This window comes from Sphingomonas sp. UYP23 (assembly GCF_054059235.1).
The window spans coordinates 1,477,016-1,501,821 of sequence record NZ_JBSSBX010000001.1 but is presented as its reverse complement, the minus strand read 5'-3'; the positions used below and the strand labels follow the sequence as shown (position 1 = coordinate 1,501,821).

Sequence of the window (24,806 nt, the reverse complement as noted above, 5' to 3'; positions counted from 1 at the left end):
AAGTTTTGGGAAGGCCGGATCGCATCGAACGATCCGGCCAACCAGGGGAAGGATCAGCCGTTACGCGACCTGTGCAGCAAGCGTCACAGCATCTGCTCCGGCAGGGATGCGGAGCGGTGAGGACGCATCGGTGACGGCCCGCCAGACCGCTTCCGCCACGTCGGTCGCCGTAGTGACTTCGCCGGGCTGCTGCGGCGCTGCGGAGAACACTTGCTTGGCCCACGCAGCATAGGCCTCGGGGATTCCGTTCTGCGAGTGGGCACGGGCGGTCGCGCTGAACGACGTTTCCGGGGCGCGACCGGGGATGACCAGCCGCACGCGGACGCCGAACGGCTCCACCTCAAGGGCGAGGTCTTCGCTGAACGCCTCCACAGCCGCCTTGCTGGCCGTGTAGGCGGACAGCATCGGCAATGGCTTGAGCGTCACGGCCGACGACACGTTGACGATTACGCCCGACCCTTGCGCGCGAAACCCGGGCAGCACGGCTTGTGTCATCGCCATGGTGCCGAACGTGTTCAGCTCGAACAGCTGGCGGGTCGCATCGATCGACACGCCTTCGAGCGCGCCCATGAGGCCGGCACCGGCATTATTGACCAGGGCGTCGATCGGGCCCGCTTCCTCCACGACGCGGGCTATGCTGGCGGCGTCGGTTACGTCGAGCGTGACGATCCGCAGGCGTTCGGACGCGGGCAGCACGTCATTACGCGGCGTGCGCATCGTGGCGATGACAGTCCAGTCCCGATCGAGGAAGTAGCGGGCAGTCTCAAGCCCGAGGCCGGACGAACTGCCGGTGATGAGGATCGTGTTCATGAGGGTAACTCCTGTGGTTATGGCGTGGCGCGACCAGCCATGGAATAAGCCGCGCTAGTACGAGCGAGCCGGAACGGGGGCGTCCGGTTACTTGGTTTCGATGCTGCCTTCCGGTGTGGCGTCGGCTTCCAGCGCTGCGACCGCCCCGACCCAGGCGGGATCGCCGGGGTAGAGCGCGCTTCGGAGAAAGGCTGTTGAAAGGCGCTGGATCGCGGAGACCCGCTGGGGTCGTTCATCCGTCGTCTCGCGCGCCTCGTATCCGGGGATGCCGCCAAGGGCATGTTCGCCACCAAAGGCCGTGAACAGCGCCTTGGGAGATGGGCTTAAATCGTAGGCGTCGCGCCACCAGGCAGTGCCGCGTGTCGAAAGCCTGCCCATGTCGTGGTCGCCAACGACAATCAGGGTCGTCGCCGTCATGGTCGAGAAGTCGGGGTACATGAAAAGGAAGGTGCGGGCTGCGTGTTCGGTCAGGTTTTTGCCGCTGCCGGGAGCGGCCAGCAGCACGCCTGCCTTGATGCGGCTATCCTGCCTGTTGACCAACGAGCCGTCGTCAGGATCGGGATGGGTGGCACCGAGCAAGGTTCCGGCAGTCTGCCCGCCCCATGAGTGACCAGCGACCGCGATGCGCGAGCGATCGAGCCGGTCCCGGATCATCGGCGCTTCGCCCTCGATGCGATCAAGCCCGTCGAGAACGGCCAACAGGTCTTCTTCGCGGAAGCGCCAGAATTGCGGCCGACGTGGATCATTAAGAGCAAGGCCGAGCGTCCGCGAGTCCAGATGCGTCGGCTGGATCACGACGAAGCCGCGTGCCGCCCAATAGTCGGCAAGAGGGCCATAGGCGTGCAGCGACTGGCCGTTGCCGTGCGAGAAGATGATGACGGGCAGCGCCTCGCCCATGACCGGCGCTGACACCCGGACATGCAGGTCGACGCCCCGCCCCGGTGACGGCAAGATGATTGGCGCGATGGAGATGACAGCGGAGTGACCGGCTTCCGCAAATGAACTGGACATAAGACAGCGCAACTCCCGGCTATCAAGCGGATCAATGATCCGTTACACTGTAATACGGATCGTTGTTCCACTTATCAAGGGAGCATGTTGAAAATGGTGTCGGCCAAATTGCGGAACGCGGTCCAGGTCGTGTCACCAACTGCGGACGATGCGGGAACGCCCGCACCACGAATGCGCGCCGATGCGCGCCGGAACGAGGAAGCGGTTCTGGAAGCCGCCAAGATCGTGTTCGCCCGTTCGGGAGTAGATGCACCGATCCGGAAAATCGCAACCCAAGCGGGTGTCGGACTGGGGACGCTCTACCGCCGTTTCTCCACCCGTGCCGATTTGGTGGCAGCGGTATTCCGTCGCGAAGTCGATGCGTGCGCCGATGCAGCGAAGCTGCTTGCGGCCGAACATGGGCCGGCTGAGGCCTTGGTCGCTTGGCTGATGCGCTACACACGCTTTCTGGCCGCCAAGCAGGGGTTGGCGGCGGCACTCCATTCCGGCGATCCGGCATTTGCCACCCTACCCGAATATTTTCGAAGCCGGTTCGAGCCCGCATTGGCAATGCTGCTGTCTGCTGCTGGCCGCAGTGGCGAGACCCGTGCGGATATCGCGCCCTATGATCTGCTGCGGGCGATCGGTAACCTTGCGGTGACGTCCGGGGATGATGGGGAGGCCCATACCGAACGGATGGTCATGCTGCTGATGGATGGCCTGCGCTATGGCGTAGAAGCTAGGGTTTTGACCAAGACGCGTTCCTAAAACCGGGTCATCGAGCGGTTTTATGAACGTCGTGATGTTCCCAAATCTTGATCCCGACGGAGACAACGCTGGCGACGCCGACCCCACGCATCGCACGCCGGTATCCTCTATCCGATCACGCGATCGCTGGCAGGAAAATGACGGTAGAAGGTCGAGAGGCCGACGCGTAGCAGCTTTGCCACCTTGACAGGTTTGTCACCTGCCGCGAGCAGCTTACGCGCGCTGTCCAGCTTATCCGGGGTCATTGCTGATTTTCTGCCTCCTCCATTGCCACCTCTTGCGCGAGCCGCCGCCAGACCGGCGAGCGTGCGTTCCTTTATCAGTTCGCGTTCCATCTCCGCGACCGAGGCGAGAATATAGAATAGAAGACGTCCGGAGGGGGTCGCCGTGTCAAAGCCATCGGTCAGGGACCGGAAGTCCACCTTCCGTGCAGACAGGCCGGCCGCCAGCTCGATGAGGCCGCGGATCGAACGGCCGAGCCGGTCCAACTTCCAGATCATCAGCGTGTCGCCAGAGCGCGCGAAGTGCAAGGCCTCTGCAAGCCCAGGTCGATCAGCCTTCGCGCCGCTTGCCTTGTCTGTGAACAGCTTTTCGCAGCCTGCTTTTTCCAGCGCATCGGTTTGCAGCGTCAAATCCTGATCGGTCGTCGAGACGCGCGCATAACCGATCATCATCGGCCTGTTCTCCGTCGTTACACTTCGGACCCGCCACGCGCACATGGCAAGACACGCGCGGCGGGTCCGGTCGGGGACAAGGATCTTACCGTTCAGCCCTTCTTCGCCTCGAAGAAGCCGGTCGCCTGAACGAGCCGGCCGTCCTCGCCGAAGCGTGCGAAGCTGGACCCCTTCACGGCGTCGGCGCCCTCGCCGTTGAGCATCGTCCACTGGAAGATGCCCTGGCCGCGATGCTCGATGAAGCTGTCGTTACGGAAGCGGGAGCCCGGAACCTGTTGCTGACTCTTGCAGATGCGCTCGGCGAGCGCGTCTGCGCCGTGGACCTGTGACGCCGGATCGGTGTAGACGATATCGTCCGAAACGCTCTGCCGCAGCAGCTCGCGCCGTTCCGTGCCGCCGATCGGCGACCAGGCGGACTGGTAAATGTTCCAGGTCTTCAAGTGCTTGTCGTCGTTCATCGTTCGTCTCCTCTTGAGGACAGCTGCTTTTCCCGGAGCCAGCTTTCGATGGCCCGGTTCACCTCGTCGGGCCGCTCGAGCATGAGCATGTGGCCCGCTTCGATCGTCGCCTCCGTGAGATCGGCGCAATCCGCCCGCATCGGGTCCGCCAACCTGCTCCTGACGGTCTCGCAGACCGTGTCCCACGCTCCGTGCAGGAACAGCGCCGGCAGCCGCAGGCGCCCGAAGTCGAGCGCCTCCCTGGCGAATGCCAGGTTCGCGTCGTCGTTCAGATACCATGCGTCCGTGCCGGAGAACCCCGTGACGGTGAAGGCGTCCACGAGCGCGGCGAACTCGTCCTCCGCCAGGATCGTCGTGGACGGATCGGCGGGTGGAAGCGGATTCCGCCCGAACCAGCCGCCTCTCGATCGAACATCCGCGGTGATCGCCGGCTTGCCCACCGCGGCCGGTGTTCCGGGGCGATACAGCGCGGAGAGCGTCGCCGGGACGTTGGTTTCGATGGCTCGGGCAGCGTCGCCGAAGTTCTCGCGGTAGAACAGCCAATAGTCCCACTGGCCGACTGGATACTGCGCCTCGGAGTACACCCACCGGTCAACCAGCGGCAGCAGGTTGGGCAGTGCGAACCCGCGCGAGAGATAGGGAACCGACAGCCCGATAACGCCGCGACAGCGGTTCGGGTGATGACTCGCGATGCTCCAGGCGACCGGTGCTCCCCAGTCGTGTCCGACCCAGACTGCCGGTGTTCCTCCGAGCGCGTCATGGAGTTCGACCATGTCGGCCGTGATCTCCCGAACCGCGTAGCTGGCCACATCACCGGGGACGGACGATCCGCCGTAGCCGCGCATGTCCGGCGCGACGCAGCGCCAGCCCAGCGCCGCGAAGTAGCGGAGCTGACGCTGCCAGAGCAGCCCGATTTCGGGCCAGCCGTGGAGGAAGATCATCAACGGCCCGTCCGACGGACCGGCCTCGACCCAAGCCGTGGCGTGGCGACTGGTCTCGACGCGGTCCGATCTGAGGTCCGTGGCAGCCGACATCACTTTGATCCCGTGGCGACTAGGCGCCAGTTGGCGATGGAGGCGGCACGGTGGGGGCTGGCCGTCTTGAGATATCGGTCGCTCTCGACGATCCGCCTGAAGTTGGCAAAGCTGCCATAGCGGACGACGACGATGTCGTCCCAATCGTCATCGGGGCCGGCGATCAAACCGTCCTTGCGACTGCCGGCAAGGACCACCTCTACCCCATCGACGCCAAGCTCCTTCGCGGTGGCGACGAATGCGCCAGCATATCCCTCGTAGTAGGCGCTGCGGACATCAGGCTTGGCGTCGGCGAACCCGGCTTGGTATTCCGGCTGCTCCCGGAACCAGAGAAGATTGACCATGGTCACCGGACCGGTGCCGATTGATGCTTCTGCCGAGTCCATAGCGGCGGTCGTGAGGTCGTTGAGCTTCATCTTTCTTCTCCAAACTTGACAAAACTCTAAATAATGTCAGAGTGTCAGATTGACAATAGTAGTTGTGATGTCAGGGAGAGGCATGGCGGTTTCGAAATCTATCAAGGCCGAGCGAGCGGTGGACGGCGCGACGGACGTTTTTACGCGATATGGCTACGCCCGCACCACCATGGCGGACATTGCAGCCAAGGCGGGCATGTCTCGCCCGGCGCTCTACCTCCTGCATCCCGACAAGGATGCGATCTTCGAGACCGTCATCCGCAGGATGGACGAGCGAAAGCTCGGCGAGATCGCCGAGGCGCTCGCGCCGATGGACGATCTGGGTGACCGGCTCAGGACCGCCTGTGTGAGCTGGGGCCTGCACGGGGTCGAGCTGGCCGACGTTCATCCCGATGCGTCCGACCTGTTCGACCTGCGCTTCGCCGCGGTTCGCCAGGTCTATGCCAATTTTGAGGCGGTCGTTGCCGGGTTGATCATCGATCAGGTCCCGCGCTCAGGCATCAATGCAACGCCGACGGAACTGGCACGAGTCCTCGTTTATGGAATGCGAGGACTTCGAAGTGTGGCGTCGGATACAGCCGAGATGAAACGCCTGATCCTGGTGCAAGTCGAACTGCTGCTGCGAGCGATCGGAATAGCCACTTAGCGCCGGGGCAGGGCTCGCTTCATAGGGTCTCGACGCCAGTCTTCCCGTTTCACGATCGAGAAATGAGAACATCATGACGTTCTCTAAACCCGCCTAGGATGGTGAAAAGAGAGAGATGGTCCGCGAGCCGCTCATTTAACAGCTGGCATAAGCGCCCCCTGCCAGAACTCGGCCAGTGCCTCAGTGATTTCATCGAAAAAGTCTGGGTGAAGCACATCGATCCGACCAGCCGTGCTTTCTTCGTCGAGGGGCGTTACCCCGAGCGACTGCCATAGCCCGCAAGTGAGCGCATGGGTACGCGTCAGCAGCTTTACGCCCTTGCCATCGCGCAGGCTCAACCGCCGGTCAATCAGCACCCCGCCCGCGACCAGCCGGTCCACAAACGTTCGCTTGAACTCGGCCAGCGACGCGAGGTCGAGCCCCTGCTCCAGCGTCGGCCGCAGCGCGTCCAACCTCAGAAGCTCGCGGTGACGGTCGAGATGAGCGACATAGGCGGCCAGGAACGCTGCCGTCGGGTCGTCGACCAACACTGGCTTCGAGGGAGCGAACGCTTTCTCTACTAGGCCGACAACCTCGCCCCACCCCTCCAGAAGTAGGGCGGAGAAGATCGCCTCCTTCGATCGAAAGTACAAATACACCGTGCCCTTGGCGAGGCCACAGGCCTGCGCGATCGCGTGTGCCGTGGGAAGATCGCCACACCCGTCGCCAAACAACGTGGCAGCGGCCGCAAGGATGGCCCGTCGGCGCGCCTGCTTGTCCTCGCCGCCGTATGCCCGCTTAAGCGCCACGCTCCGCCGCTCCCGCCCTGGCCGAGACCTTTGCTACGAGGTGGCGAGAGAGCAAGCGGTTGCTGAAGGCGGTCAACTTGTTAAGCCGGCCCGCGACTACGCTAGATCTGCCCGCGATTAATGCGTCCACACCAATCCTAGCCACCTTCGCCACCGGCAGAATCGTACGTTGCAGTCCCGCAGGCGTTTTGAACCCGGAAGCGGTGTTAAAGCCCGTATCCATGAGGCCCGGCAGCAACGTGGTGACGCCTACGGCGGGGGCGAGTTCGACGTTCAATGCCTCGCCGAGCGACAGGACATAAGCCTTCGCCGCAGCATAGGCTGCCAAGTTGGGACAAGGACTAAACGAGGCGAGGCTGCCGACGAGCAGGATGCGGCCATGCCCGCGCGCTGCCATTCGCCGGCCGAACACCAGAGAGAGTTCGGTCAGCGTGACGACATCGAGCTGCAGCATGGCGAGCAGTCTTTCGTGGTCGGTATCAGTGAACGGGCCGGCCATGCCGAAAGCGGCGTTGTTCAAGAGCATATCGAGCTCGATCCCATCGCGGTCCAGCCGCTCCGTAAGCACCTTCGCGCTGCCAGATGTCGATAGGTCGACGGGATATACCCTTGTTTCCACCTTGTGCTGCTTGCTTAGTTCGGATGCGAGTGCCTGCATCGCGGACTCACCCCGCGCGGCGAGCGCGACATTGCGGCCGCGCCCCGCCATCTCCCGAGCAAGCGCTTCGCCAAGCCCGCCTGACGCGCCAGTAATTAAAGCCCACTCCTTACCCATCTCTCTCTCCATAAATGGCCATTGGTCATTTTATCTGACTGATGGTCATATACGGTGCTTGGCTTGTAGGCAAATACGGGCCGGCAAAGGCGAGCGGTCAGCCGCTTCTCGCAAACGAACGGCCAGCGAGACGGCCGAGGTCTTCCCAAAAGTATGGATTTTTGGGAACCTAGTGATTTCAGACGGGCACACGTCGATTGGCAGCTACGCCGGTAGCCGATGAGCACAAGCGTCCTTGGCCAAGTTCGCGGTGGCCAAGTACGCATGGCACATCAGGATCAGTTCCCGCTCTATATCGCACGCCCACGGCTTGGGCAGATTCCGATCGAACAGCGCGCGAACGCTGCCGGTGATGGACGTAAGCAGCGTCAGGCTGACCATCGTCAGGTCATCGAAACGCGCATCGGGTGCGCTGGCGAACATCGCAGACATGGCCGCCCTCACACGGTCAAAGAAGCCGTCGAGCAGCGGCACTGTGTCCACCTGGGCAGCGATCCTGTAAAGCGCCCGCGCCACGTCGCAACGATCCGTCACCGCTTGCCAGTAGGCACTGACGAACCGTTCGGTCATCTGGCGCAACGGGGCGCAGCGCTTCGAATGACAAGCCAGTTCGATCTGCGTCGCCATGGCATCCAGCAAGCGCTCGCTAAGCGCGTACAACATGGCCTGCTTATTCGGAAAATACTGATACAGCGTACCGACCGAGACGCCGGCCCGCGACGCAACCTGCGTCGTCGTCAAACCAGTCGGCCCTATGACCGTCAAAACCTGAATCGCGGCTTCGAAGATCGCGTCCACCGTGACGCTTGCCCGCGCCTGACGCGGGGCTTTTCGGGGAGTTAAATCAAGCTGCGACACCGAAGCCAAAAGCGAATCCAAAAGCTGAAGTAAGCCTCATATATATGCGTGACCCTATCCAACCAAGGTTATTCATGATGGCGAATTTCGATCGTGTTGCGCTCGTGACGGGTGCGAACAAAGGTATCGGGTTGGAAATCGCCCGCCAGCTTGGGCAGGCTGGTGTCGCGGTCATCATCGGCGCACGGGATGCCACCAAGGGCGGACGGGTGGCTACCGACCTTACTACTGAGGGCATCGCCGCCACCTATGTGCGGATCAACCTCACCGACGCAACCAGCATCCATCAGGCTGCGCAGACCATAACGGAGAAGTATGGTCGTCTCGACATTCTCGTGAACAATGCCGGCATCTGGAACGTCGAAGAGGACGGGGCACCAAGCAAGACGGCGTTGGCCGTGGTGCGCGAAACCATGGAAACGAACTTCTTCGGCACCCTTGCCGTGACGCAGGCCGTGTTGCCGCTATTGCGCCAGTCACTCGCCGGCCGGATCGTCAACTTGTCGACTGCTTTGGGCTCCCTCGCTACGAACGGCGATCCGGCAAGCCCGTTCTATTCGGCCCGCCTAATCGGCTACAATGCGTCCAAAGCCGCGGTCAACATGCTGACCGTGCAACTGGCGCAGGAGCTGAAAGGCAGCTCCATCGTCGTGAATGCGGTCAGCCCCGGCTTCGTAAAGACCGATTTGACACGAGGGCAGGGCTTCCTCACCCCGCAGGACGCCGCGAAGACGCCGGTACATTATGCTCTGCTGGAGGACGACACGGTAACCGGCCGCTTTGTCAGCGCGTCTGGTGAAATCCCGTGGTGACTCACCCATCTGATCAGAAAGCCAGCCGGCTTCTTGATCGGATGATGGCCGGATAGATGCCGCTTTCCCCAGCAGGAGCGCGCGTGAGAAGGCCGGAACATTCTCAAAAGGATGCTGTTTCGGGAAGCCGGAGCTGCTTCGCAGGTCACGGCTGGTTCAATGATCGGCTCACGATCTCTCCGATATTGACCTGTTCGGGCTGCTCGATCACATAAGCGATGGCCTTGGCCACCGACTGCGGGTCCATCGCAAATTTGCCAGCCGCTTCCTGCATCTGCGCGCGCAATTTGTCATCACGAACGTGGCTAAGAAAGTTGGTCTCGGTGAACGCCGTCATGAGGTTGACGGGCGGGACGTCGATCGAGACCCACAGCACGCCTTCTTGGCGCTTGAGGTGAAGGGTGGTCAGGGACTGTTCGGGCATCGTCATTGGGTTATCCTTCAGTTTTCTCGGAGCGCATTGAGAGCGCTTTCAAGGCTTCGATGTATCGATGTCTCGGAGTCAGACAGCAGCGACGCCGCCATCAACGAAGAGCTCATGACCTGCGACGAAGCTGCTTTCGCTCGATGCCAGGAACAGCACGGCGTTCGCGACATCTTCGAGTCGCGCCAGACGCCCGAGTGGAACCCCCTTGATGACCTCTTCTTCAGCTCTTGGGGTGCTGTCGAAAAAGCTCCGGATCAGATCTGTCTCGGTGGCACCTGGCGAGACGACATTCACCCGGATGCCGCGATCTTTCAGATCGTTGGTCCAACTCCGTGCAAAGGAGCGAACCGCTGCCTTGCTGGCGTTGTAGAGCGACTGGCCCGGATAGGCCTTGGAACCCGCAATCGAGCCATTGAGGACGATCACGCCCCCTTGCGTCATCAGCGGCAGTGCTTTCTGCACGGTGAAGAGCAGACCTTTTACGTTGAGGCCGAACGTCGAATCGAAATGGGCTTCGTCGATCGCTTCGAGCGGAACGGGCTCGTGCATGCCGGCATTGGCGAACACGACATCGACCTTGCCGTGGTCACGCTTGATGCGCTCGTAGAGCGTCGTAAGGTCGGCGAGGTTCGTGACGTCACCCTGTACGCCGACCGCACCGTGACCGATCTGGCTGACCGCCTGATCGAGCACGGCCTGACGCCGCGCGCTGATGTACACGCACGCTCCCTCCTGCGCGAAGAGCTGCGCGGATGCCAACCCGATGCCGTCACTGCCGCCGGTAATCACCACAACCTTGTCTTCGAACCGCTTAGCCATCATATCAACTTTCGAGCAAGTGGAGGAACTCTCCACTCAAATATGGAGACATTCTCCACTTGGCAAGGCGAGGAAGAAGGAAATGATCGAGGTTGGCCTACGTGTTGACGCGGAACGCAACCGCCAGCGCATCCTCGTCGCGGCAGAGGAAGCATTCATTGAGCGAGGTGCCGGCGTCTCGCTGGACGAAGTGGCCAAGCGAGCGGCTGTCGGGATCGGGACACTCTATCGCCGCTTCCCTACGCGAGAGGCGCTGTTGGCGGCCACCAGCAACGAGCGGTTTCTGTCGGTCGCGGCGAAGAGCCGCGCGCGAGACGCGGATCATGATCTCGGAGACGCGATGCGCCAGTTTCTTGAGGATCTCGCGATGAACACGAGTGTCTATCAGAGCCTTGCGGCTTCGCTCGGGACCGTCATCCAACATGGGACACCTGGCTGCACTGCGATTACTGCGGAAGGGCAGCGACTGCTTAAGCGCACGCAGCAAGCCGGTATCATTCGTGAGGACGCCAGCTTCAACGACATTATCTGTGTGGTGAGCGCGATATCTATCGCGGTGGAAAAGGACAGCGCACCGGCGCCGCGCATTGCTCATCTGGTGGATCTGCTCCTCAACGGCATGTGCGTGCGTTGACGAGTTCGGTGATCTTGTCTTATCCCCGCTTCGTACTCGATCCTCCCGTCGACAGCGACGTTTCCAAGCTCTTGCAGCCGAGACGGTGAATTGACCTTGAGCCGATCCAGGTTCCCGAAAACGAAGGGCACTCGTGACAGTCAGCGCCGTCTTACAAGGATGGTGTTCCGAGAATGACCGGGTTGGGTGGAATTCGGAATTGCCGGTTTTGATCGGCAGAGCGTTCAGTGCGGTGCAGATCTCGCTTGAGCAATACCGATTATGACGTGAGAGTTACAACTGTTCTCGCAAACTGCTGCGGGTTCTCCACCATCATCAAATGCCCGCCGGGTAGCGTGGTATCGCTCGCCGCGAGAGAGGTTGCCCATTCCGGAATTGCCCAGCCACTGCGCGAACGCTCGCCAGCGACCAGGTGGGCCGGCAAAGTGCTCTCGAAGACGGACCTTACGGCAGATTCGTAAGTCGGGTCTCCCGTGATCGACACAACGGATTGCGCGGTTGCTTGAACAGTGGACGCGGGCTGATGGGAGAGCAACCGATCGGCTGCAGAGAGGTGTTCGGGTGTCGGTTCGATCCCTGAGCGCTTCAGCCATGCGGGCAAATCGGCTCTGAATTCCGACATCATTTGCTCGACTTTGCAAGGCGCCATCTGCGCGACACCGGCAGACCAGAATGCGTCCGCGAGAGAAAAGTTTCCTTCCACACTAATGATGGACGCCACTCGGTCCCGGTGGGCGTGGGCGAACATCATGGCAATTGCACCACCGACGGAATGCCCGACCAGGTGAACGCGATCGAGGCGATGAGTATCAAACAACTGAGCAGGTGGGCGACTTGCGCGGGCAGACTGATATCCTCGGGCCGGGCGGCCCTATGTGCACCATATCCGATCAGGTCGGGGGCGTATGCAGTCACGTTGCAACTAGCGAAAGCAGGCAGAAGGTCAAGCAGGGAACCGATCAAGCCATGGACGAGCAGAACGGGCGCTTTGTCGTTACCGTGAGTCATATCGCGCCTTCTCGGATCAACGGCTGTCTAGCTTCCCAGCTTCGCGCCATAGGCCGAACGGCTCATGCTAATCAACGTCTGCTCCGGGGTCGATAGCGGTTGTTCCGTTTTCAAGCAATTTCTCGATTAGGAAGGATGGCTGGGATAGCGGCAGGGCAGGGGGCGGAAACGCGGCGCAGACAGAGCAACATTCTCAAAATCCGTTCCCAAAACCATTTTCTCGAAATGGCCTGACCGAGATGGAGTTACGGGAATGGTTCAGCCATCCGTTTCCGCTGGCGTAACGGACTTAAGCAGCCGGCGATCGCGAGCGATCTTGGCGAGCAGGGTGCGGCTGCATCCGGTGGCATCTATGATCTCTCGCCAACTGCGGCCGTCGCGCAGCAGGGAAGAAATGGCAGCGTTGCGGGTCTTGTTCTCGGGGCGGCCCTTATAGAGGCCGGCTGCCTTGGCCTTGGCAGTGCCTTCAGCCTGCCGGCGACGCCGATCTTCATAGTCCTTGCGTGCGACCGCAGCGAGCACGTCGAGCATCATGGCATTGACGGCCGCGAACATGCGGCCGGTGAACTCGTCTGCGGGCGCAACCAGGCTCCACGAGGTCGGCAGGTCCAACGCGACGATGCGGACCTGCTTTGCATCGATCAGGCTGCGCAGCCGCAGCCAGTCCGGCGAGGTGAGACGGGACAGCCGATCGACTTGTTCTACCAGCAAGACATCACCGGGTTCGCAATCGGCCAACAGGCGGAACAGCACGGGTCGCTCGAGCTTGGCCCCGCTTTCATTCTCGACATAGCGCGCCGCGATCCGCAGCTTCTGCTCAACGGCGAAAGCATCGAGGACGTCGCGGGCGCGTGATGCATCTTGTTCGGATGTGGAAGCGCGGAGGTAGGCACGGATGAACATGGCTTGGTCTGTGATACGTGGTACTTGTTTGTCCAGTCCTTTTTGAGTAATCGAACGGGATATAAAGCACCTGCTGCAGACCGGTCTTTGAAAGGTATACACTAAATGAACCGGATGCGCGCCGAAATTGGTTGAGGTCGCTTCTAGGGGCACGGCATTGTTTTTATGTCACAATACTCCTTGCGTGACACGCAACTGATGTATAGCTTTTTCGGGGCCGATGAGCTAACGCTGGCAGATAATGCCATAGACCTTTTGCGAGGCTTTCGATGACCCTACAGATCAACATAACGCCGAATGGGCGAATGAGCCTGCCAGCAGACATTCGTAAGCGTTTGGGTCTGATTGGCGGCGGTGCGGTCTATCTTGACGAAACGGAAGATGGTGTCGTTTTGCGAACCGCGAACCAAGCAGTGGCGAGAGCGCAGGCATTAGCCAAGCAGTACACCTGTGGTAACCCAGACGCCTCGGTTGACGCATTCCTTAACCGTCGACGTGAGGACAGTGGCGAATGACCGTGGTGCTTGACGCATCGGCGCTCATCGCCATGATCAAAGGTGAAAAGGGATCTGCGAAGGTTGCAGCCGGGATCGCTGGAGCGAGAGTGAGCAGCGTGAACTACGCTGAGGTCGTCACGCACTTTATCCATGCCGGTATGCCCGAGCGGGAAGTCGATGCCATGCTCGATCCGCTGCCACTGACGGTGGTACCAGCCGACAAGGCTCTGGCGCAAATTGCCGGCCGGCTACGCGCCATGACGGCCGAGGCGGGCCTTAGCCTTGGAGATCGCTTCTGCCTGGCGCTTGCTCGGCGGGATGGGTTGCCCGCGTGGACCAGCGATCAGAACTGGAAGAAGATCGCGGATGCCGTCGAAGTCAAGGTTGTGACGATCCGTTAAAGCGCTCTGCTTGGCGGACAGGCAGAGCGGGGACCGATGTATCTGCGCATGCTTAATGGCTCCATGAAGCGATCGGTTGGTTGTCGTGTCCGAAACCGATCGGTTTCGGACACGGGCAGAAATCGCCGAATTGGCGGCGAATGCGCAGAGCAGAGCAGAAACGAGCAGGGCAGGGCAGGGCAGGGCAGGGCATGGGGCGTGCCGGTCTTATCAGTTCGTGTATGCAGGAAACGGACGTAGTGACGCGGGCGTGCAAAAGGTGTTCCTTTTGCGACGATAGGAAGCAACCACATCCGGTCATCACACTGTGCTATGCCGGCGCACTGATAGCGGACAATTTGGAGGCAAAGCGGTGACGAATTTGGCCTTATTGGTCGTTGGAATGTTCGCCGTTCTTGCCCCTGACGCGGGGGTTACCCGCCCTACCGAGCGCGAACCCTCGGATCACGTTTGGGTTTTACAAAAATTGCCCAGCGAAAGGGTGATCAAACGCGGAATGGAGGTCGCGACGTTGAGGTTCAATCCTGATCACACTGTCACCGGCTCCTGGGCATGCAACAGTGTCGGCCCCGGCAAGCTCAAGTGGGCCAGTATTCCTGGGCAGATGCATGGGAAGCTCGCGACAGCTGGAGCAAGTGCTGGGATTATCACCGTCGTCGGGTGTGGTAACGCTCGTATCGTGGCCATAGCGAACCGCTTCTGGCTGCGGATAGATACCGCGCGTGAGTGGTCCATTGATCATCGAGGTCTGTCGGTCCGCTTCGCAGACGGGTCTTCTGCTCGTTTCGTATGAGCAGAGTCGAAAGGCAGTTAGCGCCCAGTTGCGGACGTTCCGACGGCGGAAGATGTCGCGCTATCCCCGCGCTGCTAAGCTCAGGTATATGCGTTATGTTGCGGGCTTGTTCGGTGTCGTCGCCGTCGGCGCTACAAGCAAAGCCTCCTCAGCCGCGGCCCCAATTCGCTTCGCTGTCTCCAGTGCGGCCGCTGGAGTAAGCATCACATCGACACTATCCGGGCCTAAAACGTGGACAACGCTCCCTTCGACCTCCGCGTTGCTGGGAGCATCGTGCACCGGGGGCCCGACCAGCCTAGGGTTGGTGGTGCCCAACGCCCAGTCTCTGGCGAGAACCATGGAGGTGAAGACTCGTGCGTTGGCGTCAGCAACTCTCGTCGCTTCCAGCTTGGCGATGCCGGAAGACGTAACAACGACAGTCCGATCAGCATTAAGATGACCTAGTCCTGCCACCATACGTCGTAATGCTTCTGCGACACTTTTTTCCTGCGCCCCGCTCGATCGAATATCGATTATGAATGCCGTCGGACGTGCGGTGACACCAAGTTTGGCCAACTCTATTCGGAGAGACGCCTCATATGCTCTGACAGTCTCCAGCGACCAAAGTCCAGATCGGGTGGCGGTCAACAATGAAATGTCGGGTTCGAACTTAAACCGAAACATGCACTCTGCTCTCCTAGAGCGGGAGCCCTGATAGGTCTCCCAGTCGCCGCGTCGTCAAATCAGGTCGCGGCAATATCGCACGTTGAACCGGCCCGAAACGAACGTAAAGCTGTATACTATTTAGAACGCATTGCCGGACAGAAGAACTAGGGCCTCACGAGGGGGTAGCCGCCTGTCTGCTATCCACCAATCCCGGCCATTCGTGATGCAAAAGTCAAAAGTTTTGCATCAAAATTAGGAAGCAGTAGAGCGCCCGGCAAACGCCTAATTTCGACCCTATAATGGCAAGATATCAATACTTTGGAGGTTGAGAACCGTCCGAAAAGCGTGTGCACACATAACGTGGGAGCCTACCCGGCCCTTGGTCTACTTGCCGATCCGCGACACAGCGAGTTTGCTTTGGACCAAAGAGTTCTTGTGCAACGCCCTTCCATGCGTTTGCGGCCGTTGCATATGACTCCCCTGAGGATTTAAGTTCGATCATTGCTCGCTTCAAGTCAGCAGATGCAATTTCGGGGCATGCTCGAATTGAGCGCTCTATGAATGGCAGTAACTTCTGTATATTTTCAGCCGTGCTTGGTTTGGGATCATACCCAATCAAAACCGATTGCTCAATACAAGATGATTTCTTGTCAGTACTTTTGCTATTCGAGCTAAACGACACGCCAACACCATCATCGGTAAAAGTAAATCCGATTGTCTTGGTACTATCCATCCATGTTAGCCGGGCGTTCTTAGTCAACCAACACCCTTGATCAAGCATCGGAACGGCTCGGCAATCCTCGATATATCTAACAACAGTGAAGCCTTCGAACCGCTGCTCGTTCGTTTCGTAGTGAAATTTACCGTCATTATAATCGGCAGGTTGATATCCAATGTTTCCTTGAGCATTGATTGGCCCCAAAGGTGTCACAATGACAAATAAAGCCGACAGCACCCGCATTCGGGTTATCGTAGAGGGAGTGGGTGGTCGCATTGTCTTCATCCGTGATGAACGGCGCGAAATATCGCATGTCCGTTTCCCAATCACTAATGCTTCGAAATCGACCGTTGCTGATCAGTCGTTCCCGCGTTCATGATGCGAAAATCACAAGTTTTGCATCAGGCTCGGAACGGCGAAATCTCGGCATTGCGGTGATGCAGAAATCCGATGCGCTGTCGATCGCGGATGTTGGGGCCTGGTGGCAAGCTGCCGTTGTCCTCTCGCTGATCAGTGGCGTAGCCAGAATCCGGTTGACGCTGAGCGGAACAAAGGCTGAGCTTTTCTTAGTCGCGTGGGCCGCAAGCATGCGGGAGGAGCTTGAAATTGAATACCGTAGATGCCGTCGACGGCGAAATCCGGTTCACCGCTCACTGGGGCGGGATCGACCGCTACGTTTTCATTCCCGATCCTTATGTTTCGAATGATGCCGGGTATGCGGTCTCTCGTCAGGAGGCAATCGCGTACGTCCGAGACAATCTTGAGAGATACAAGAACGAAGCCAGGGCGCAGCATGGAGACGACGATCCCACGAAGATCGTCGTTTTAGCGAGGTAGAGCAGGACAATTTAGGTTCGTCCGCCGTTCGCTCGTAACCGGGCTCGAATGTCGTATCCTGGGCGCTTTTTGCTATCCCGGTCATTCGCGGATCGAAGCGGCCATGCCGCTAGCGCCAACTGCCGTTGTAGCAGAAGACATGCCACAACCTCAGAACCAAATTTTAGGGAACAGCGATGACTTATTCTCTATATGCAGCGGTGGTGCCGCCTTATATTAAGATGTTAGAAAACCTCGGTAAGCTCCTTGCAAAGGCCGAAGCGCATTGCTCGGAAGCAGGCATTGACGAAATTGAGATTTTCGACGCGCGGCTCGCGTCGGACATGCATTCCTTTGCATATCAGATCAAATCGACAGTTGTGCATTCAATCGGAGCGATAGAAGGTGTTCAAAACGGCAGTTTTTCGCCAGATATGGCACCTTTTGACAAAAGCTTTTCCGCGCTCTCTGGTCGCCTCGAAACTGCCCGTTTAGTACTCGCAGCATTGAAGCCCGCAGAAATCGACGCCTTCGTTGGTCGCCCAATACAAATCGTGATCAAAGATTATCACGCGGATTTCGCAGCCGAAGATTTTCTCCTTACCTTCTCTGTTCCTAACTTCTATTTTCACGCCACAACTGCATACGATATTTTGCGTTATAAGGGACTTCGCATTGGAAAAGTTGACTATCTCGGCCGGCTACCGCTGACCAAGTAGCAGTGATGCGACCGCAAACCGGTCAGTCGGCATTCCACTCACATAGGGTCATTCGGCATGCTTTTGACGAAGCCGCGATATTGTAGCCTGGCTGACATCGAACAGGGCGGCAACCGTGTGTTGCGTATCGCCCGCTGCGAGCCGCTGTAGCGCTTCAGCCTGCTGATGGAGGGTTAGGGCAGCTCGTCGGCCGAACTTCACGCCACGGGCCTTGGCCTGAACCCTGCCGGCAGCCGTGCGTTCGGTAATACGATGGCGCTCGTAGCTTGCCGCCACACCCAGCACGGCAATGATGACCTCGGCGAACTGCGAGGTGGTATCCACCATCGGCTCAGCGATCGAGCGGAAGCCCGCGCCGGCCTCCTTCACCGCATGGAGGATGTTCAACAGGTCACGGGTGTTGCGGGCGAGACGGTCAGTCGACGTCACCATCAGTACGTCTCCGGCATCGAGCGCGCCGATCGCCCGCTTGAGCTGGAAACGCTCGGCAGTCGCCCCGCTGATCTTCTCTCGATAGACCTTCGTACAGCCGACCGCGTCAAGCTGGGCGAGTTGCTGCGCCAGGTCCTGACCGCTGGATGAGACGCGTGCATAGCCGTAAATCATAGTCCAATTGTGCATTGGATTTATGCATCAGGGAAGTGCCCGGATTTCGGCCATTTTTAATTGATGCAAAACTTGTACAGACCGTGTGGAAAGTCGTGAATAGCGCGGTTGGCGTTAGCGATTCCAATCTGGAGCGGTTCGACAACCGAACAAGCCCGGAAGGTGCTCGTTGAGGGCCTTGAGGCGGCGAGAGACGGCCTGTTGGAGGTCCGGTTTGGCGTTCGAGGCGCAAGAAGGCCGCTTTTACGCCCTTACTGCGGCGATCAGGCCCGGCACACCGACCAGGGTTATGGCCCGTCTGATATTGTAGGCGAGAGCGGTTAAGCTGAACTCGCCGCGGACGTTCTCCAGCCGGCGCATCAGGAACGCGCCCTGGCCCATCCATTGCTTGATGGTCCCAAAGGGATGCTCGACACTATTACGACGTTGGTCGAGCATTTCAGGTCGCAGCGACAGACGCGTTGCCATGCGGTCGAGAACGGCCTCGTTCTCCAGGCGGGAGACACGGCGGAAGGACCGAGTACAGCGCGATCTCAGCGCGCACGCCTTGCAGGCATCGCGGTTGGCGTAGTCGATCTTCACATTGTCGCGCGACTTGCCCCGGTAGCGCGGCGAGAGCGCTGCCCCGGCCGGGCAGATAAAGACATCCTGGTCCGGCTCGTAGCGGAACACCTCCTTGCCGAAGAAGCCCTCACGCACAGCGGAGCCGCGGATTGGCTTGGGCACGTAAGCCGTGATGCCTGCCGCCTCGCAGGCCTCGATGTCCTCGATCTTGAAGTAGCCGCGGTCGGCGACTGCCTCGATCCGCTCGACGCCGAGCGCTTCCATTGCCGCTGTCGCGGTCTGGGCGAGCAGTCCCAGGTCGAGGACCTGGTTGCTCACCGCCTGCTCGGCGATCAGCTTGTGCTTCACGTCGATAGCGAGCTGAATGTTGTAGCCGACCCCCACCTTGGTCATGCGCGCCATCGCGCGGGCGTCCGGGTCTGTAAGCGAGATCTGGTCGGCACCGGTGCGATCCAGTTCGGCAACCATTTCTTTGTGACGATCGCGCTTTCCCTGGATAGCGGCGATCTTCTCCGCCAATTTGCTGTCGCGTTTGCTGGGACCGCCGCTGGGAGTGCGGTCTTCGTCGGCATCCCCCTCATCAAGCCGTTTCATGTAGCCGGCGAGCTTCTCGTCCGCGTCCTGAATGAACTTGGCCAGCGATGTCCGAGTGAAGTTTCGGGTCTTGTTGTTGACCGCCTTGATGCGCGTGCCGTCCACCGCCACGAGCTCGCGCCCGAACAGGTCGAGCTGACGACACAGCACCACGAACTCGCGGAACACCGCCTTGAAGGCGGCACGGTTGTCGCGGCGGAAGTCGGCGATGGTTTTGAAGTCCGGCTTCAGGTGCCGCAGCAGCCAGATGGCTTCAATATTGCGGTGCGTCTCGGCTTCCAGGCGACGGCTCGACCGGATCCGGTTCAGGTAGCCATAGATGTAGAGCTTGAGCAGATCAGCCGGATCGTAGCCAGGGCGGCCCGTCGCCTTTGGCTGTACGCGGACGAACCCGGCCGCACCAAGGTCGAGCCCGTCGACGAAGGCCTCAATGAACCTGACCGGATTGTCCGGCCCGACATAATCATCAACCGCCTCGGGTAGCAGCAGGAGCTGCGAGCGGTCCGTTCCAGACAAATGCGCCATGACAGAAACGTACCACGCGCCGCGATCCGCGGGAATCCTCAGACCGGGTTTTCACACGGTCTGTGTAATTTGTGCATCATGAATGACCGGCTTTGGTGGCTAGCTGCCGCTTAATTTAAGCCGTAAAAAGCCGCGTGGCCGTTACATGGGGGGCGCCTTAATTGAGAATGGGTGGACATGACCGGAATACGCATCGCACAACCCGCGGATGACGATGTCCTCGCCAAGCTTCTGATCAGGAGCTTCTCTCACCTCTACGCGGCAACAAGCGTAAAAATGACGCCCGAGCGAGAACGCTACCTTAACGGTCATGCCTGCCGGAGCCCCCTCTCAACCTGCTTCATTTACGAACATGAGGGAGTGGCCATGGGAACCGTAACGTTGACGCCCCCTTCCTCCAACTCTGAAGCATGGATTTCCGACGCTTGGACCCTGGGATTGCTTGCAGTAGACCCTCGGCGGCATAGGAGAGGGATAGCCCGGGAGCTTCTTCATGAAGCTCAACTGCGCGCGCGCGCCTCTGGCGCGACCGTACTCTGCCTTCACGCCCGGCGAGGGGTTCCCAGTCAGGCCCGACTCTATCTTACTTGCGGCTTTGTTCACGATCCAGCTGGCGACCTAGACGGCAAACCCCTCCAGGACGGCTATCGGAAAACGCTGGCACCTTAGAGCTTCACGAGGATCGGCCTCCACGCGCCGTTTTCTCAATGTGCGCTTTCCGCCCGTCCCGGACATTCCCGAAATTCGATCGTTAGCGAGACGGATGGGTCGCTAAATTTGCCCCGCCTCCACTAGTTGGCCCAACAAGGCGTTCACGCGAGTCTGCCATCCAGGGCCGCTGCCACGCAGATGCTCGACCGTTGCGGCGTCCAAGCGGATTTTGATTTCGACCTTTGGCGTTTCCAGCCTCGGCCGACCGCGCCGCGATGGAGTCATGCCAGCCATAAACGCAGCGTTGAGCGATGGACTATCGTCGTGAATTTCGGGATCAAACTTGCCCATAGTAGACCTCACCTCATGCTTTCCTGCGGGACGCAGGCTGATGGCGCGCACCGCATCTTCGTGAGAGCCTTCGGCGAACACCAGCACGTGCGGGCGGTCACCGATCAGACCAAGGGCAACGAACCGGGCTTCCCCGTAATTGAAACGATCGTCCTCGCGCTCCAATGCCGTGTCCCAATCGAACCCTTCCGCTGCCACGAGCGACACGCCGTGCTTGGCGGCATTCGCGCGGTCCTTGGCAGGGGCGAACTCGATCCTCATAGATTTCCGTACACCCAATTAATCGCGGCAACAACAATTATTGTGCACCCAAAAAGAACGACGGCCATGCTGCTGCCAGATCAGTTCGCAACCGACAGGCGACGTTGGGTCATTCCCGAAATTCGATCGTTGTGGGAATGATGGAGCCAACGCTAGGCGATCGTCCAATCCTCGGGCAGTAGTCCGCCCGCGAACCTGCGATCCTGAGAGGTGGCTCCGCTTGTCTGAACAGGCTCGCGGTCTGGATAAGTGGACTACCGCGGGTTGATCATGCCGCTGCGAGAAGCGGCTGGTCGAAGTATACCTGGTCCGGTGTTCTGGCGCCAAGGGCTGAATGTGGCCGGACGCCGTTATAAAATGCGAGATATCGACCGATGCCGGCGCGGGCTTCGGGAACCGAGGCGTAGGCATTGAGGTACACCTCTTCGTATTTCACCGAGCGCCACAGGCGCTCAACAAACACGTTGTCCCGCCAGCACCCTTTGCCATCCATGCTTATTGCTATCTCTTCGCGGTGCAGGACGGCGGTGAAGGCCACACTGGTGAATTGCGAGCCTTGGTCGCTATTGAAAATGGAAGGCTTGCCGTACCGTGCGAGCGCTTCCTCCAACGCAGCGACGCAGAACGCGACATCCATCGAAATCGACACTCGCCAGGCCAGCACCCGTCGGGTGAACCAATCGACGATAGCCACCAGATAGACGAAACCGCGAGCCATTGGGATGTACGTGATATCCGTCGCCCAGACCTGGTTCGGCCGGATCACTGCCAGCTTGCGCAGCAGGTACGGATAGATCTTGTGCCCCGTCGCCGGTTTCGACGTGTTCGGACGGCGGTAGATCGCCTCGAGCCCCATTCGCTTCATCAGCGTCGCGACATGCCGTCGCCCGATGACCACGCCTTCCTGCCGGAGCAGATCGCGCAGCATCCGGCTGCCGGCGAACGGATAGAGCAGATGAAGCTCATCGATCCGCCGCATGATCAACAGGTCGGCCGGCGAGACAGGCCGCGGGAGATAGTAGATGCTGCCGCGGCTGATCTTGAGCTGCTGCGCTTGACGGGCCAGCGGCAGCTCATGGTCACGGTCGATCATCGCTTTGCGCTCGGCAACAGACCGGCCTTCCCGAGCGCACCGGCCAAAAAATCGTTCGCCAGCGTCAGCTCGCCAATCTTTGCGTGCAGCACCGTTATATCGACCGCTGGTTCGCTCGCTGCCGGCACCGCTCCGAACACGTCTGACGCCCCCTCCAGCAGCTTGGACCGCCACTGATTAATGAGGTTCGGGTGCACCTCATACTCCTGCGCCAGTTCGGCCAGCGTCTTCTCGCCTCCCACGGCAGCCAGCGCCACCTTGGCCTTGAATGCCGGGCTGTGGTTCCGGCGGGGTCGCTTGCTCATCTTGCCTCCTCTTCGCGGCCAGCATGGCCGCTCTCAGATCGGCAATCCACTTATCCCCGCTGTTCAGATTCCTAGAACCACCTCTCCTGAAAGCATGATGAGTTTGTGAAGCGACATGAGCGAGCCTTTGTTGCAAAACTGACGGCGGGGATTCACGCAGGGAATCGAGCGGTATAGATGGGCGTGATGCCCAAACCTGCCGCACCTGTGTATCGCACGACGAACTGGCCTGAGTATAATGCGGCGCTGAAGCGCCGTGGGTCGCTGGAAATATGGTTTGATCCGGAGATGCACTGGCTCTCGAAGCCGTGTGGTCGCCCTGGTCGCCCGATGCGGTTTTCAGACAGCGCGATCGAACTGTGCCTGACGCTGAAGACGCTGTTCAACCCGCCTTTGCGGCAAGTGACGGGATTGGTTGCGAGCCTGATCAAAATGGCGGGACTGGATTGGCCGGTGCCGGATTATACCACGCTGTGCCGCCGCCAGAAGACGTTGAAGGTCAACCTTGGCGGGCGGGCCAACTCGGGCGGACTTCACCTGCTGGTCGACAGCACCGGGATCAAAATGACGGGCGAAGGCGAGTGGAAGACGCGCAAACACGGCGCATCCTACCGCAGGCAGTGGCGCAAGGTGCATCTCGGGATTGATGCTGGGACGCTGGATATCAGGGCCATTGAGGTCACGACGAATGCCATTGGCGATGCACCGACGCTGCCCGATCTTCTGGCGCAAATCCCAGGAGACGAGCAGATACTCAGCGTCGGCAGAGATGGCGCTTATGATACCAGGGACTGCCATGCCGCTATTGCCGGGCGCGGTGCCGATGCGGTCATCCCGGTCCGCCGCAACGGGCAACCATGGGCGAAAGGCGGTCTCGGCGTCGATGCCCGCAATGAAGCGCTACGCGCGACAAAGCGGCTTGGTCGCGCAATCTGGAAAAAGTGGAGCGGCTATCATCGCCGCAGTCTGGTCGAGACCAAAATGCACTGCTTCAAACTCCTGGGTCAACGCGTTGTCGCCCGCACCTTCGATCGTCAGATTACCGAGCTCAAAGTCCGTGCAGCAATCCTAAATCGCTTTTCGGAAATAGGAACACCGGTGACCGTCCGCGTCGCATAATATCTTCAAGTAAAAGGGCGGTCGGACTCTCACGCAGTTATGCAACAAAGCCCATGAGCGAGCAAAAATCCGGCGTAGTGGTACAGGCCCGGCTGATCCCATTTCCCTCTTCCATCAGCCCTGAGGCACGAGCGAGCCTCGAACGTCTCGTAGGCGGGGATGGCATCCCGCTAAACGCGCTCTACACAATGCCCTCGCCCGACGATCATGCCGGCTGGATGAAGATCAAGGCGGCGGCGGACGGGCAATATGCGGCGGCATTGAAGCGGCTGGCTGGCACGCTGCGTGCAAGCGTCGAGACGATGCGCACCGGCGACGCCACTATCCATGTCGCAACACCTGCAACCCTACTCAAGCCGGACTGTGCCTATTTGGACTTCCACGGTGGCGCGCTGGTCTTTGGCGGGGGAGAGGCTTGCCGTGCCCAGGCACGGATGCAGGCCGACCAGCACGGGGTGCTATGCTACGGCGTTGATTACCGGATGCCGCCCGAGCATCCGTACCCCGCTGCGGTGGACGATGCGATGGCAGCCTATCGCTACGTTCTGGATCGCCATGCGCCCACGCGCATTGTCATCGGCGGCCGGTCGGCAGGCGGTAATCTGGCGGTCGCCATGCTTCTACGGGCGAAGGCCGAAGGTCTCCCCACGCCCGCTGGGTTAATCCTGCTTTCTCCGCAGGTCGACCTGACCGAGTCCGGCGATAGCTTTCAGGTTAATCAGACGATCGATGTCGTGCTGCCCGGCTCACTGATGCGGAACAACGAACTGTATGCCGGCGGGGCTGACCTCTCGCATCCGTATCTCTCGCCACTGTTCGGCGACCTGACCGGCCTGCCGCCGACGTTCCTGCAATCGGGCACGCGCGACCTGTTTCTGTCGAACGCGGTGAGAATGCACCGCGCCTTGCGCCGGGCTGGCGTTGACGCCGAACTCCATGTCTTCGAAGCCATGCCGCACGGAGGCTTCATGGGCAACACACCGGAGGACCGTGAACTGGCCGAAGAGGCAGGGCGGTTCGCAAACGCGCAATGGGAGTATTATGCTGAATAAGCACCTTCCCATTCAACCATCGCCATTGAGACGGTCGCGACGCTTAGCGTGCGATTCCGAGCATCTTATAGCCGGTCGCCCCCTAACCGGCGATCTGGCTTTGGCAGCGACTTTCCGTTAGATTTAGCGCAGCATCGACCTCACTCCGGCGATCGCGGTGACTCGAGCGAGGAAGGCTACCTTTGTGCCTCGGACCGAATGCCGGGGTAAGGCCTAAGAGCCCAACCGGGAATTAAATTCGGCTCTTATCTGAGATGTGCGCACGCCCGGTCTTCG

General features: G+C 60.1%; 32 protein-coding genes. 12 read left to right on the top strand and 20 right to left on the bottom strand.

Going from position 1 to position 24,806, the window contains the following annotated elements:
• Positions 1 to 60 precede the first annotated feature (60 nt).
• The gene (locus ACVWYO_RS07460; protein ID WP_457349506.1) at positions 61 to 810 is read right to left on the bottom strand and encodes an SDR family oxidoreductase; all 750 of its coding nucleotides are present in this window, start codon (positions 808 to 810) and stop codon (positions 61 to 63) included.
• An 87-nt stretch (positions 811 to 897) separates the two neighbouring features.
• Positions 898 to 1,821 (bottom strand): alpha/beta hydrolase family protein, encoded by a 924-nt coding sequence (locus ACVWYO_RS07455; RefSeq protein WP_457349503.1) that lies wholly within the window; start codon positions 1,819 to 1,821, stop codon positions 898 to 900.
• Positions 1,822 to 1,905: 84 nt separating this feature from the next.
• Between ACVWYO_RS07455 and ACVWYO_RS07450 the strand changes: the two genes are divergently transcribed.
• The gene (locus ACVWYO_RS07450; protein ID WP_457349501.1) at positions 1,906 to 2,568 is read left to right on the top strand and encodes a TetR/AcrR family transcriptional regulator; all 663 of its coding nucleotides are present in this window, start codon (positions 1,906 to 1,908) and stop codon (positions 2,566 to 2,568) included.
• 107 nt (positions 2,569 to 2,675) lie between these two features.
• On the opposite strand, the gene ACVWYO_RS07445 is transcribed toward ACVWYO_RS07450, so the two are convergent.
• The 4 genes from ACVWYO_RS07445 to ACVWYO_RS07430 all read right to left on the bottom strand — a co-directional run bounded on the left by ACVWYO_RS07445 (position 2,676) and on the right by ACVWYO_RS07430 (position 5,150).
• Positions 2,676 to 3,242, bottom strand: coding sequence for a recombinase family protein (locus ACVWYO_RS07445; RefSeq protein ID WP_457349499.1), 567 nt, complete (start codon positions 3,240 to 3,242; stop codon positions 2,676 to 2,678).
• 92 nt (positions 3,243 to 3,334) lie between these two features.
• The gene (locus ACVWYO_RS07440) at positions 3,335 to 3,700 is read right to left on the bottom strand and encodes a nuclear transport factor 2 family protein (RefSeq protein ID WP_457349497.1); all 366 of its coding nucleotides are present in this window, start codon (positions 3,698 to 3,700) and stop codon (positions 3,335 to 3,337) included.
• On the bottom strand, positions 3,697 to 4,641 hold the full coding sequence (locus ACVWYO_RS07435; RefSeq protein WP_457354903.1) for an alpha/beta fold hydrolase: 945 nt from the start codon (positions 4,639 to 4,641) through the stop codon (positions 3,697 to 3,699). The genes ACVWYO_RS07440 and ACVWYO_RS07435 overlap by 4 nt, the downstream gene beginning before the upstream one ends.
• Before the next feature lie 92 nt (positions 4,642 to 4,733).
• Positions 4,734 to 5,150: a hypothetical protein gene (locus ACVWYO_RS07430; RefSeq protein WP_457349495.1), complete on the bottom strand. Its 417-nt coding sequence runs from the start codon at positions 5,148 to 5,150 to the stop codon at positions 4,734 to 4,736.
• A gap of 82 nt (positions 5,151 to 5,232) precedes the next feature.
• On the opposite strand from ACVWYO_RS07430, the gene ACVWYO_RS07425 reads away from it, so the two are divergent.
• Positions 5,233 to 5,796 (top strand): TetR/AcrR family transcriptional regulator, encoded by a 564-nt coding sequence (locus tag ACVWYO_RS07425; protein WP_457349493.1) that lies wholly within the window; start codon positions 5,233 to 5,235, stop codon positions 5,794 to 5,796.
• 131 nt (positions 5,797 to 5,927) lie between these two features.
• Here ACVWYO_RS07425 and ACVWYO_RS07420 read toward each other — a convergent pair whose 3' ends face one another.
• The 3 genes from ACVWYO_RS07420 to ACVWYO_RS07410 all read right to left on the bottom strand — a co-directional run bounded on the left by ACVWYO_RS07420 (position 5,928) and on the right by ACVWYO_RS07410 (position 8,157).
• Positions 5,928 to 6,584, bottom strand: coding sequence for a TetR family transcriptional regulator (locus tag ACVWYO_RS07420; RefSeq protein WP_457349491.1), 657 nt, complete (start codon positions 6,582 to 6,584; stop codon positions 5,928 to 5,930).
• Complete coding sequence (locus ACVWYO_RS07415; protein WP_457349489.1) at positions 6,574 to 7,359, bottom strand: SDR family NAD(P)-dependent oxidoreductase; 786 nt, start codon at positions 7,357 to 7,359, stop codon at positions 6,574 to 6,576. Before ACVWYO_RS07415 ends, ACVWYO_RS07420 begins: the two co-directional genes overlap by 11 nt.
• Before the next feature lie 204 nt (positions 7,360 to 7,563).
• A complete protein-coding gene (locus tag ACVWYO_RS07410; protein WP_457349487.1) occupies positions 7,564 to 8,157 on the bottom strand; it encodes a TetR/AcrR family transcriptional regulator in 594 nt (197 codons plus the stop codon).
• A 137-nt stretch (positions 8,158 to 8,294) separates the two neighbouring features.
• Here ACVWYO_RS07410 and ACVWYO_RS07405 point away from each other — a divergent pair, with 137 nt between their 5' ends.
• Positions 8,295 to 9,029, top strand: a complete 735-nt coding sequence (locus tag ACVWYO_RS07405; protein WP_457349485.1) for an SDR family oxidoreductase — start codon at positions 8,295 to 8,297, stop codon at positions 9,027 to 9,029.
• A 145-nt stretch (positions 9,030 to 9,174) separates the two neighbouring features.
• Here the strand turns inward: ACVWYO_RS07405 and ACVWYO_RS07400 are convergent, their stop codons facing one another.
• Both ACVWYO_RS07400 and ACVWYO_RS07395 read right to left on the bottom strand, forming a co-directional pair.
• Positions 9,175 to 9,459 carry a hypothetical protein gene (locus ACVWYO_RS07400; RefSeq protein WP_457349483.1) on the bottom strand — a complete coding sequence of 95 codons (285 nt, stop codon included), beginning with the start codon at positions 9,457 to 9,459 and terminating at the stop codon, positions 9,175 to 9,177.
• A 72-nt stretch (positions 9,460 to 9,531) separates the two neighbouring features.
• Positions 9,532 to 10,275: an SDR family NAD(P)-dependent oxidoreductase gene (locus ACVWYO_RS07395; RefSeq protein WP_457354901.1), complete on the bottom strand. Its 744-nt coding sequence runs from the start codon at positions 10,273 to 10,275 to the stop codon at positions 9,532 to 9,534.
• An 82-nt stretch (positions 10,276 to 10,357) separates the two neighbouring features.
• Here ACVWYO_RS07395 and ACVWYO_RS07390 point away from each other — a divergent pair, with 82 nt between their 5' ends.
• Positions 10,358 to 10,909 carry a TetR/AcrR family transcriptional regulator gene (locus tag ACVWYO_RS07390; RefSeq protein WP_457349481.1) on the top strand — a complete coding sequence of 184 codons (552 nt, stop codon included), beginning with the start codon at positions 10,358 to 10,360 and terminating at the stop codon, positions 10,907 to 10,909.
• A 259-nt stretch (positions 10,910 to 11,168) separates the two neighbouring features.
• Here the strand turns inward: ACVWYO_RS07390 and ACVWYO_RS07385 are convergent, their stop codons facing one another.
• From ACVWYO_RS07385 to ACVWYO_RS07375, 3 genes are all read right to left on the bottom strand, one after another.
• The gene (locus ACVWYO_RS07385) at positions 11,169 to 11,726 is read right to left on the bottom strand and encodes an alpha/beta fold hydrolase (RefSeq protein WP_457349479.1); all 558 of its coding nucleotides are present in this window, start codon (positions 11,724 to 11,726) and stop codon (positions 11,169 to 11,171) included.
• Positions 11,657 to 11,917, bottom strand: coding sequence for an alpha/beta fold hydrolase (locus tag ACVWYO_RS07380; RefSeq protein WP_457355139.1), 261 nt, complete (start codon positions 11,915 to 11,917; stop codon positions 11,657 to 11,659). The genes ACVWYO_RS07385 and ACVWYO_RS07380 overlap by 70 nt, the downstream gene beginning before the upstream one ends.
• 258 nt (positions 11,918 to 12,175) lie before the next feature.
• Positions 12,176 to 12,820: a recombinase family protein gene (locus ACVWYO_RS07375; protein WP_457349477.1), complete on the bottom strand. Its 645-nt coding sequence runs from the start codon at positions 12,818 to 12,820 to the stop codon at positions 12,176 to 12,178.
• Positions 12,821 to 13,089: 269 nt separating this feature from the next.
• Here ACVWYO_RS07375 and ACVWYO_RS07370 point away from each other — a divergent pair, with 269 nt between their 5' ends.
• The 3 genes from ACVWYO_RS07370 (at position 13,090) to ACVWYO_RS07360 (ending at position 14,511) form a co-directional block, all read left to right on the top strand.
• A complete protein-coding gene (locus ACVWYO_RS07370; RefSeq protein WP_457349475.1) occupies positions 13,090 to 13,335 on the top strand; it encodes an AbrB/MazE/SpoVT family DNA-binding domain-containing protein in 246 nt (81 codons plus the stop codon).
• Entirely contained in the window at positions 13,332 to 13,718 is a 387-nt protein-coding gene (locus tag ACVWYO_RS07365; protein ID WP_457349473.1) for a type II toxin-antitoxin system VapC family toxin, read from the top strand. The genes ACVWYO_RS07370 and ACVWYO_RS07365 overlap by 4 nt, the downstream gene beginning before the upstream one ends.
• A gap of 352 nt (positions 13,719 to 14,070) precedes the next feature.
• Positions 14,071 to 14,511, top strand: a complete 441-nt coding sequence (locus ACVWYO_RS07360; protein ID WP_457349471.1) for a hypothetical protein — start codon at positions 14,071 to 14,073, stop codon at positions 14,509 to 14,511.
• Positions 14,512 to 14,604: 93 nt separating this feature from the next.
• On the opposite strand, the gene ACVWYO_RS07355 is transcribed toward ACVWYO_RS07360, so the two are convergent.
• Both ACVWYO_RS07355 and ACVWYO_RS07350 read right to left on the bottom strand, forming a co-directional pair.
• A complete protein-coding gene (locus ACVWYO_RS07355) occupies positions 14,605 to 15,174 on the bottom strand; it encodes a hypothetical protein (protein WP_457349469.1) in 570 nt (189 codons plus the stop codon).
• A 292-nt stretch (positions 15,175 to 15,466) separates the two neighbouring features.
• Positions 15,467 to 16,117, bottom strand: coding sequence for a hypothetical protein (locus ACVWYO_RS07350; protein ID WP_457349467.1), 651 nt, complete (start codon positions 16,115 to 16,117; stop codon positions 15,467 to 15,469).
• A gap of 363 nt (positions 16,118 to 16,480) precedes the next feature.
• Between ACVWYO_RS07350 and ACVWYO_RS07345 the strand changes: the two genes are divergently transcribed.
• The gene (locus tag ACVWYO_RS07345) at positions 16,481 to 16,711 is read left to right on the top strand and encodes a hypothetical protein (protein WP_457349465.1); all 231 of its coding nucleotides are present in this window, start codon (positions 16,481 to 16,483) and stop codon (positions 16,709 to 16,711) included.
• A 176-nt stretch (positions 16,712 to 16,887) separates the two neighbouring features.
• Complete coding sequence (locus tag ACVWYO_RS07340; RefSeq protein WP_457349463.1) at positions 16,888 to 17,409, top strand: DUF1993 domain-containing protein; 522 nt, start codon at positions 16,888 to 16,890, stop codon at positions 17,407 to 17,409.
• 48 nt (positions 17,410 to 17,457) lie between these two features.
• Here ACVWYO_RS07340 and ACVWYO_RS07335 read toward each other — a convergent pair whose 3' ends face one another.
• Together ACVWYO_RS07335 and ACVWYO_RS07330 are read right to left on the bottom strand one after the other, a co-directional pair.
• Positions 17,458 to 18,015 carry a recombinase family protein gene (locus tag ACVWYO_RS07335; protein WP_457349461.1) on the bottom strand — a complete coding sequence of 186 codons (558 nt, stop codon included), beginning with the start codon at positions 18,013 to 18,015 and terminating at the stop codon, positions 17,458 to 17,460.
• 243 nt (positions 18,016 to 18,258) lie between these two features.
• A complete protein-coding gene (locus ACVWYO_RS07330; RefSeq protein WP_457349437.1) occupies positions 18,259 to 19,698 on the bottom strand; it encodes an IS1182 family transposase in 1,440 nt (479 codons plus the stop codon).
• A gap of 177 nt (positions 19,699 to 19,875) precedes the next feature.
• On the opposite strand from ACVWYO_RS07330, the gene ACVWYO_RS07325 reads away from it, so the two are divergent.
• Positions 19,876 to 20,367, top strand: coding sequence for a GNAT family N-acetyltransferase (locus ACVWYO_RS07325; protein ID WP_457349459.1), 492 nt, complete (start codon positions 19,876 to 19,878; stop codon positions 20,365 to 20,367).
• Between the two features lie 102 nt (positions 20,368 to 20,469).
• Here ACVWYO_RS07325 and ACVWYO_RS07320 read toward each other — a convergent pair whose 3' ends face one another.
• Positions 20,470 to 20,961 carry a BrnT family toxin gene (locus tag ACVWYO_RS07320; RefSeq protein ID WP_457349457.1) on the bottom strand — a complete coding sequence of 164 codons (492 nt, stop codon included), beginning with the start codon at positions 20,959 to 20,961 and terminating at the stop codon, positions 20,470 to 20,472.
• Positions 20,962 to 21,229: 268 nt separating this feature from the next.
• Positions 21,230 to 22,359, bottom strand: a protein-coding gene (locus ACVWYO_RS07315) for an IS3 family transposase (RefSeq protein WP_457349017.1) whose coding sequence is annotated in 2 segments (ribosomal slippage) — positions 21,230 to 22,098 and positions 22,098 to 22,359 — 1,131 coding nt in all. Because the reading frame shifts where the segments join, the coding sequence is not laid out codon by codon here.
• 186 nt (positions 22,360 to 22,545) lie between these two features.
• On the opposite strand from ACVWYO_RS07315, the gene ACVWYO_RS07310 reads away from it, so the two are divergent.
• Together ACVWYO_RS07310 and ACVWYO_RS07305 are read left to right on the top strand one after the other, a co-directional pair.
• Positions 22,546 to 23,478 carry an IS5 family transposase gene (locus ACVWYO_RS07310; RefSeq protein WP_457349455.1) on the top strand — a complete coding sequence of 311 codons (933 nt, stop codon included), beginning with the start codon at positions 22,546 to 22,548 and terminating at the stop codon, positions 23,476 to 23,478.
• 53 nt (positions 23,479 to 23,531) lie between these two features.
• On the top strand, positions 23,532 to 24,530 hold the full coding sequence (locus ACVWYO_RS07305) for an alpha/beta hydrolase (RefSeq protein ID WP_457349453.1): 999 nt from the start codon (positions 23,532 to 23,534) through the stop codon (positions 24,528 to 24,530).
• The last annotated feature ends 276 nt before the right edge of the window (positions 24,531 to 24,806 follow it).

Coding starts and splice junctions, on each gene's coding strand:
- ACVWYO_RS07395 (WP_457354901.1), bottom strand. CDS start 10,275: ATGGCTAAGCGGTTCGAAGACAAGGTTGTGGTGATTACCGGCGGCAGT.
- ACVWYO_RS07375 (WP_457349477.1), bottom strand. CDS start 12,820: ATGTTCATCCGTGCCTACCTCCGCGCTTCCACATCCGAACAAGATGCA.
- ACVWYO_RS07340 (WP_457349463.1), top strand. CDS start 16,888: ATGACTTATTCTCTATATGCAGCGGTGGTGCCGCCTTATATTAAGATG.
- ACVWYO_RS07330 (WP_457349437.1), bottom strand. CDS start 19,698: ATGGCGCATTTGTCTGGAACGGACCGCTCGCAGCTCCTGCTGCTACCC.
- ACVWYO_RS07400 (WP_457349483.1), bottom strand. CDS start 9,459: ATGACGATGCCCGAACAGTCCCTGACCACCCTTCACCTCAAGCGCCAA.
- ACVWYO_RS07355 (WP_457349469.1), bottom strand. CDS start 15,174: ATGTTTCGGTTTAAGTTCGAACCCGACATTTCATTGTTGACCGCCACC.
- ACVWYO_RS07455 (WP_457349503.1), bottom strand. CDS start 1,821: ATGTCCAGTTCATTTGCGGAAGCCGGTCACTCCGCTGTCATCTCCATC.
- ACVWYO_RS07415 (WP_457349489.1), bottom strand. CDS start 7,359: ATGGGTAAGGAGTGGGCTTTAATTACTGGCGCGTCAGGCGGGCTTGGC.
- ACVWYO_RS07460 (WP_457349506.1), bottom strand. CDS start 810: ATGAACACGATCCTCATCACCGGCAGTTCGTCCGGCCTCGGGCTTGAG.
- ACVWYO_RS07440 (WP_457349497.1), bottom strand. CDS start 3,700: ATGAACGACGACAAGCACTTGAAGACCTGGAACATTTACCAGTCCGCC.
- ACVWYO_RS07370 (WP_457349475.1), top strand. CDS start 13,090: ATGACCCTACAGATCAACATAACGCCGAATGGGCGAATGAGCCTGCCA.
- ACVWYO_RS07365 (WP_457349473.1), top strand. CDS start 13,332: ATGACCGTGGTGCTTGACGCATCGGCGCTCATCGCCATGATCAAAGGT.
- ACVWYO_RS07305 (WP_457349453.1), top strand. CDS start 23,532: ATGAGCGAGCAAAAATCCGGCGTAGTGGTACAGGCCCGGCTGATCCCA.
- ACVWYO_RS07405 (WP_457349485.1), top strand. CDS start 8,295: ATGGCGAATTTCGATCGTGTTGCGCTCGTGACGGGTGCGAACAAAGGT.
- ACVWYO_RS07390 (WP_457349481.1), top strand. CDS start 10,358: ATGATCGAGGTTGGCCTACGTGTTGACGCGGAACGCAACCGCCAGCGC.
- ACVWYO_RS07435 (WP_457354903.1), bottom strand. CDS start 4,641: ATGATCTTCCTCCACGGCTGGCCCGAAATCGGGCTGCTCTGGCAGCGT.
- ACVWYO_RS07335 (WP_457349461.1), bottom strand. CDS start 18,015: ATGATTTACGGCTATGCACGCGTCTCATCCAGCGGTCAGGACCTGGCG.
- ACVWYO_RS07445 (WP_457349499.1), bottom strand. CDS start 3,242: ATGATGATCGGTTATGCGCGCGTCTCGACGACCGATCAGGATTTGACG.
- ACVWYO_RS07430 (WP_457349495.1), bottom strand. CDS start 5,150: ATGAAGCTCAACGACCTCACGACCGCCGCTATGGACTCGGCAGAAGCA.
- ACVWYO_RS07310 (WP_457349455.1), top strand. CDS start 22,546: ATGCCCAAACCTGCCGCACCTGTGTATCGCACGACGAACTGGCCTGAG.
- ACVWYO_RS07320 (WP_457349457.1), bottom strand. CDS start 20,961: ATGAGGATCGAGTTCGCCCCTGCCAAGGACCGCGCGAATGCCGCCAAG.
- ACVWYO_RS07380 (WP_457355139.1), bottom strand. CDS start 11,917: ATGACTCACGGTAACGACAAAGCGCCCGTTCTGCTCGTCCATGGCTTG.
- ACVWYO_RS07325 (WP_457349459.1), top strand. CDS start 19,876: ATGACCGGAATACGCATCGCACAACCCGCGGATGACGATGTCCTCGCC.
- ACVWYO_RS07350 (WP_457349467.1), bottom strand. CDS start 16,117: ATGCGGGTGCTGTCGGCTTTATTTGTCATTGTGACACCTTTGGGGCCA.
- ACVWYO_RS07450 (WP_457349501.1), top strand. CDS start 1,906: ATGTTGAAAATGGTGTCGGCCAAATTGCGGAACGCGGTCCAGGTCGTG.
- ACVWYO_RS07425 (WP_457349493.1), top strand. CDS start 5,233: ATGGCGGTTTCGAAATCTATCAAGGCCGAGCGAGCGGTGGACGGCGCG.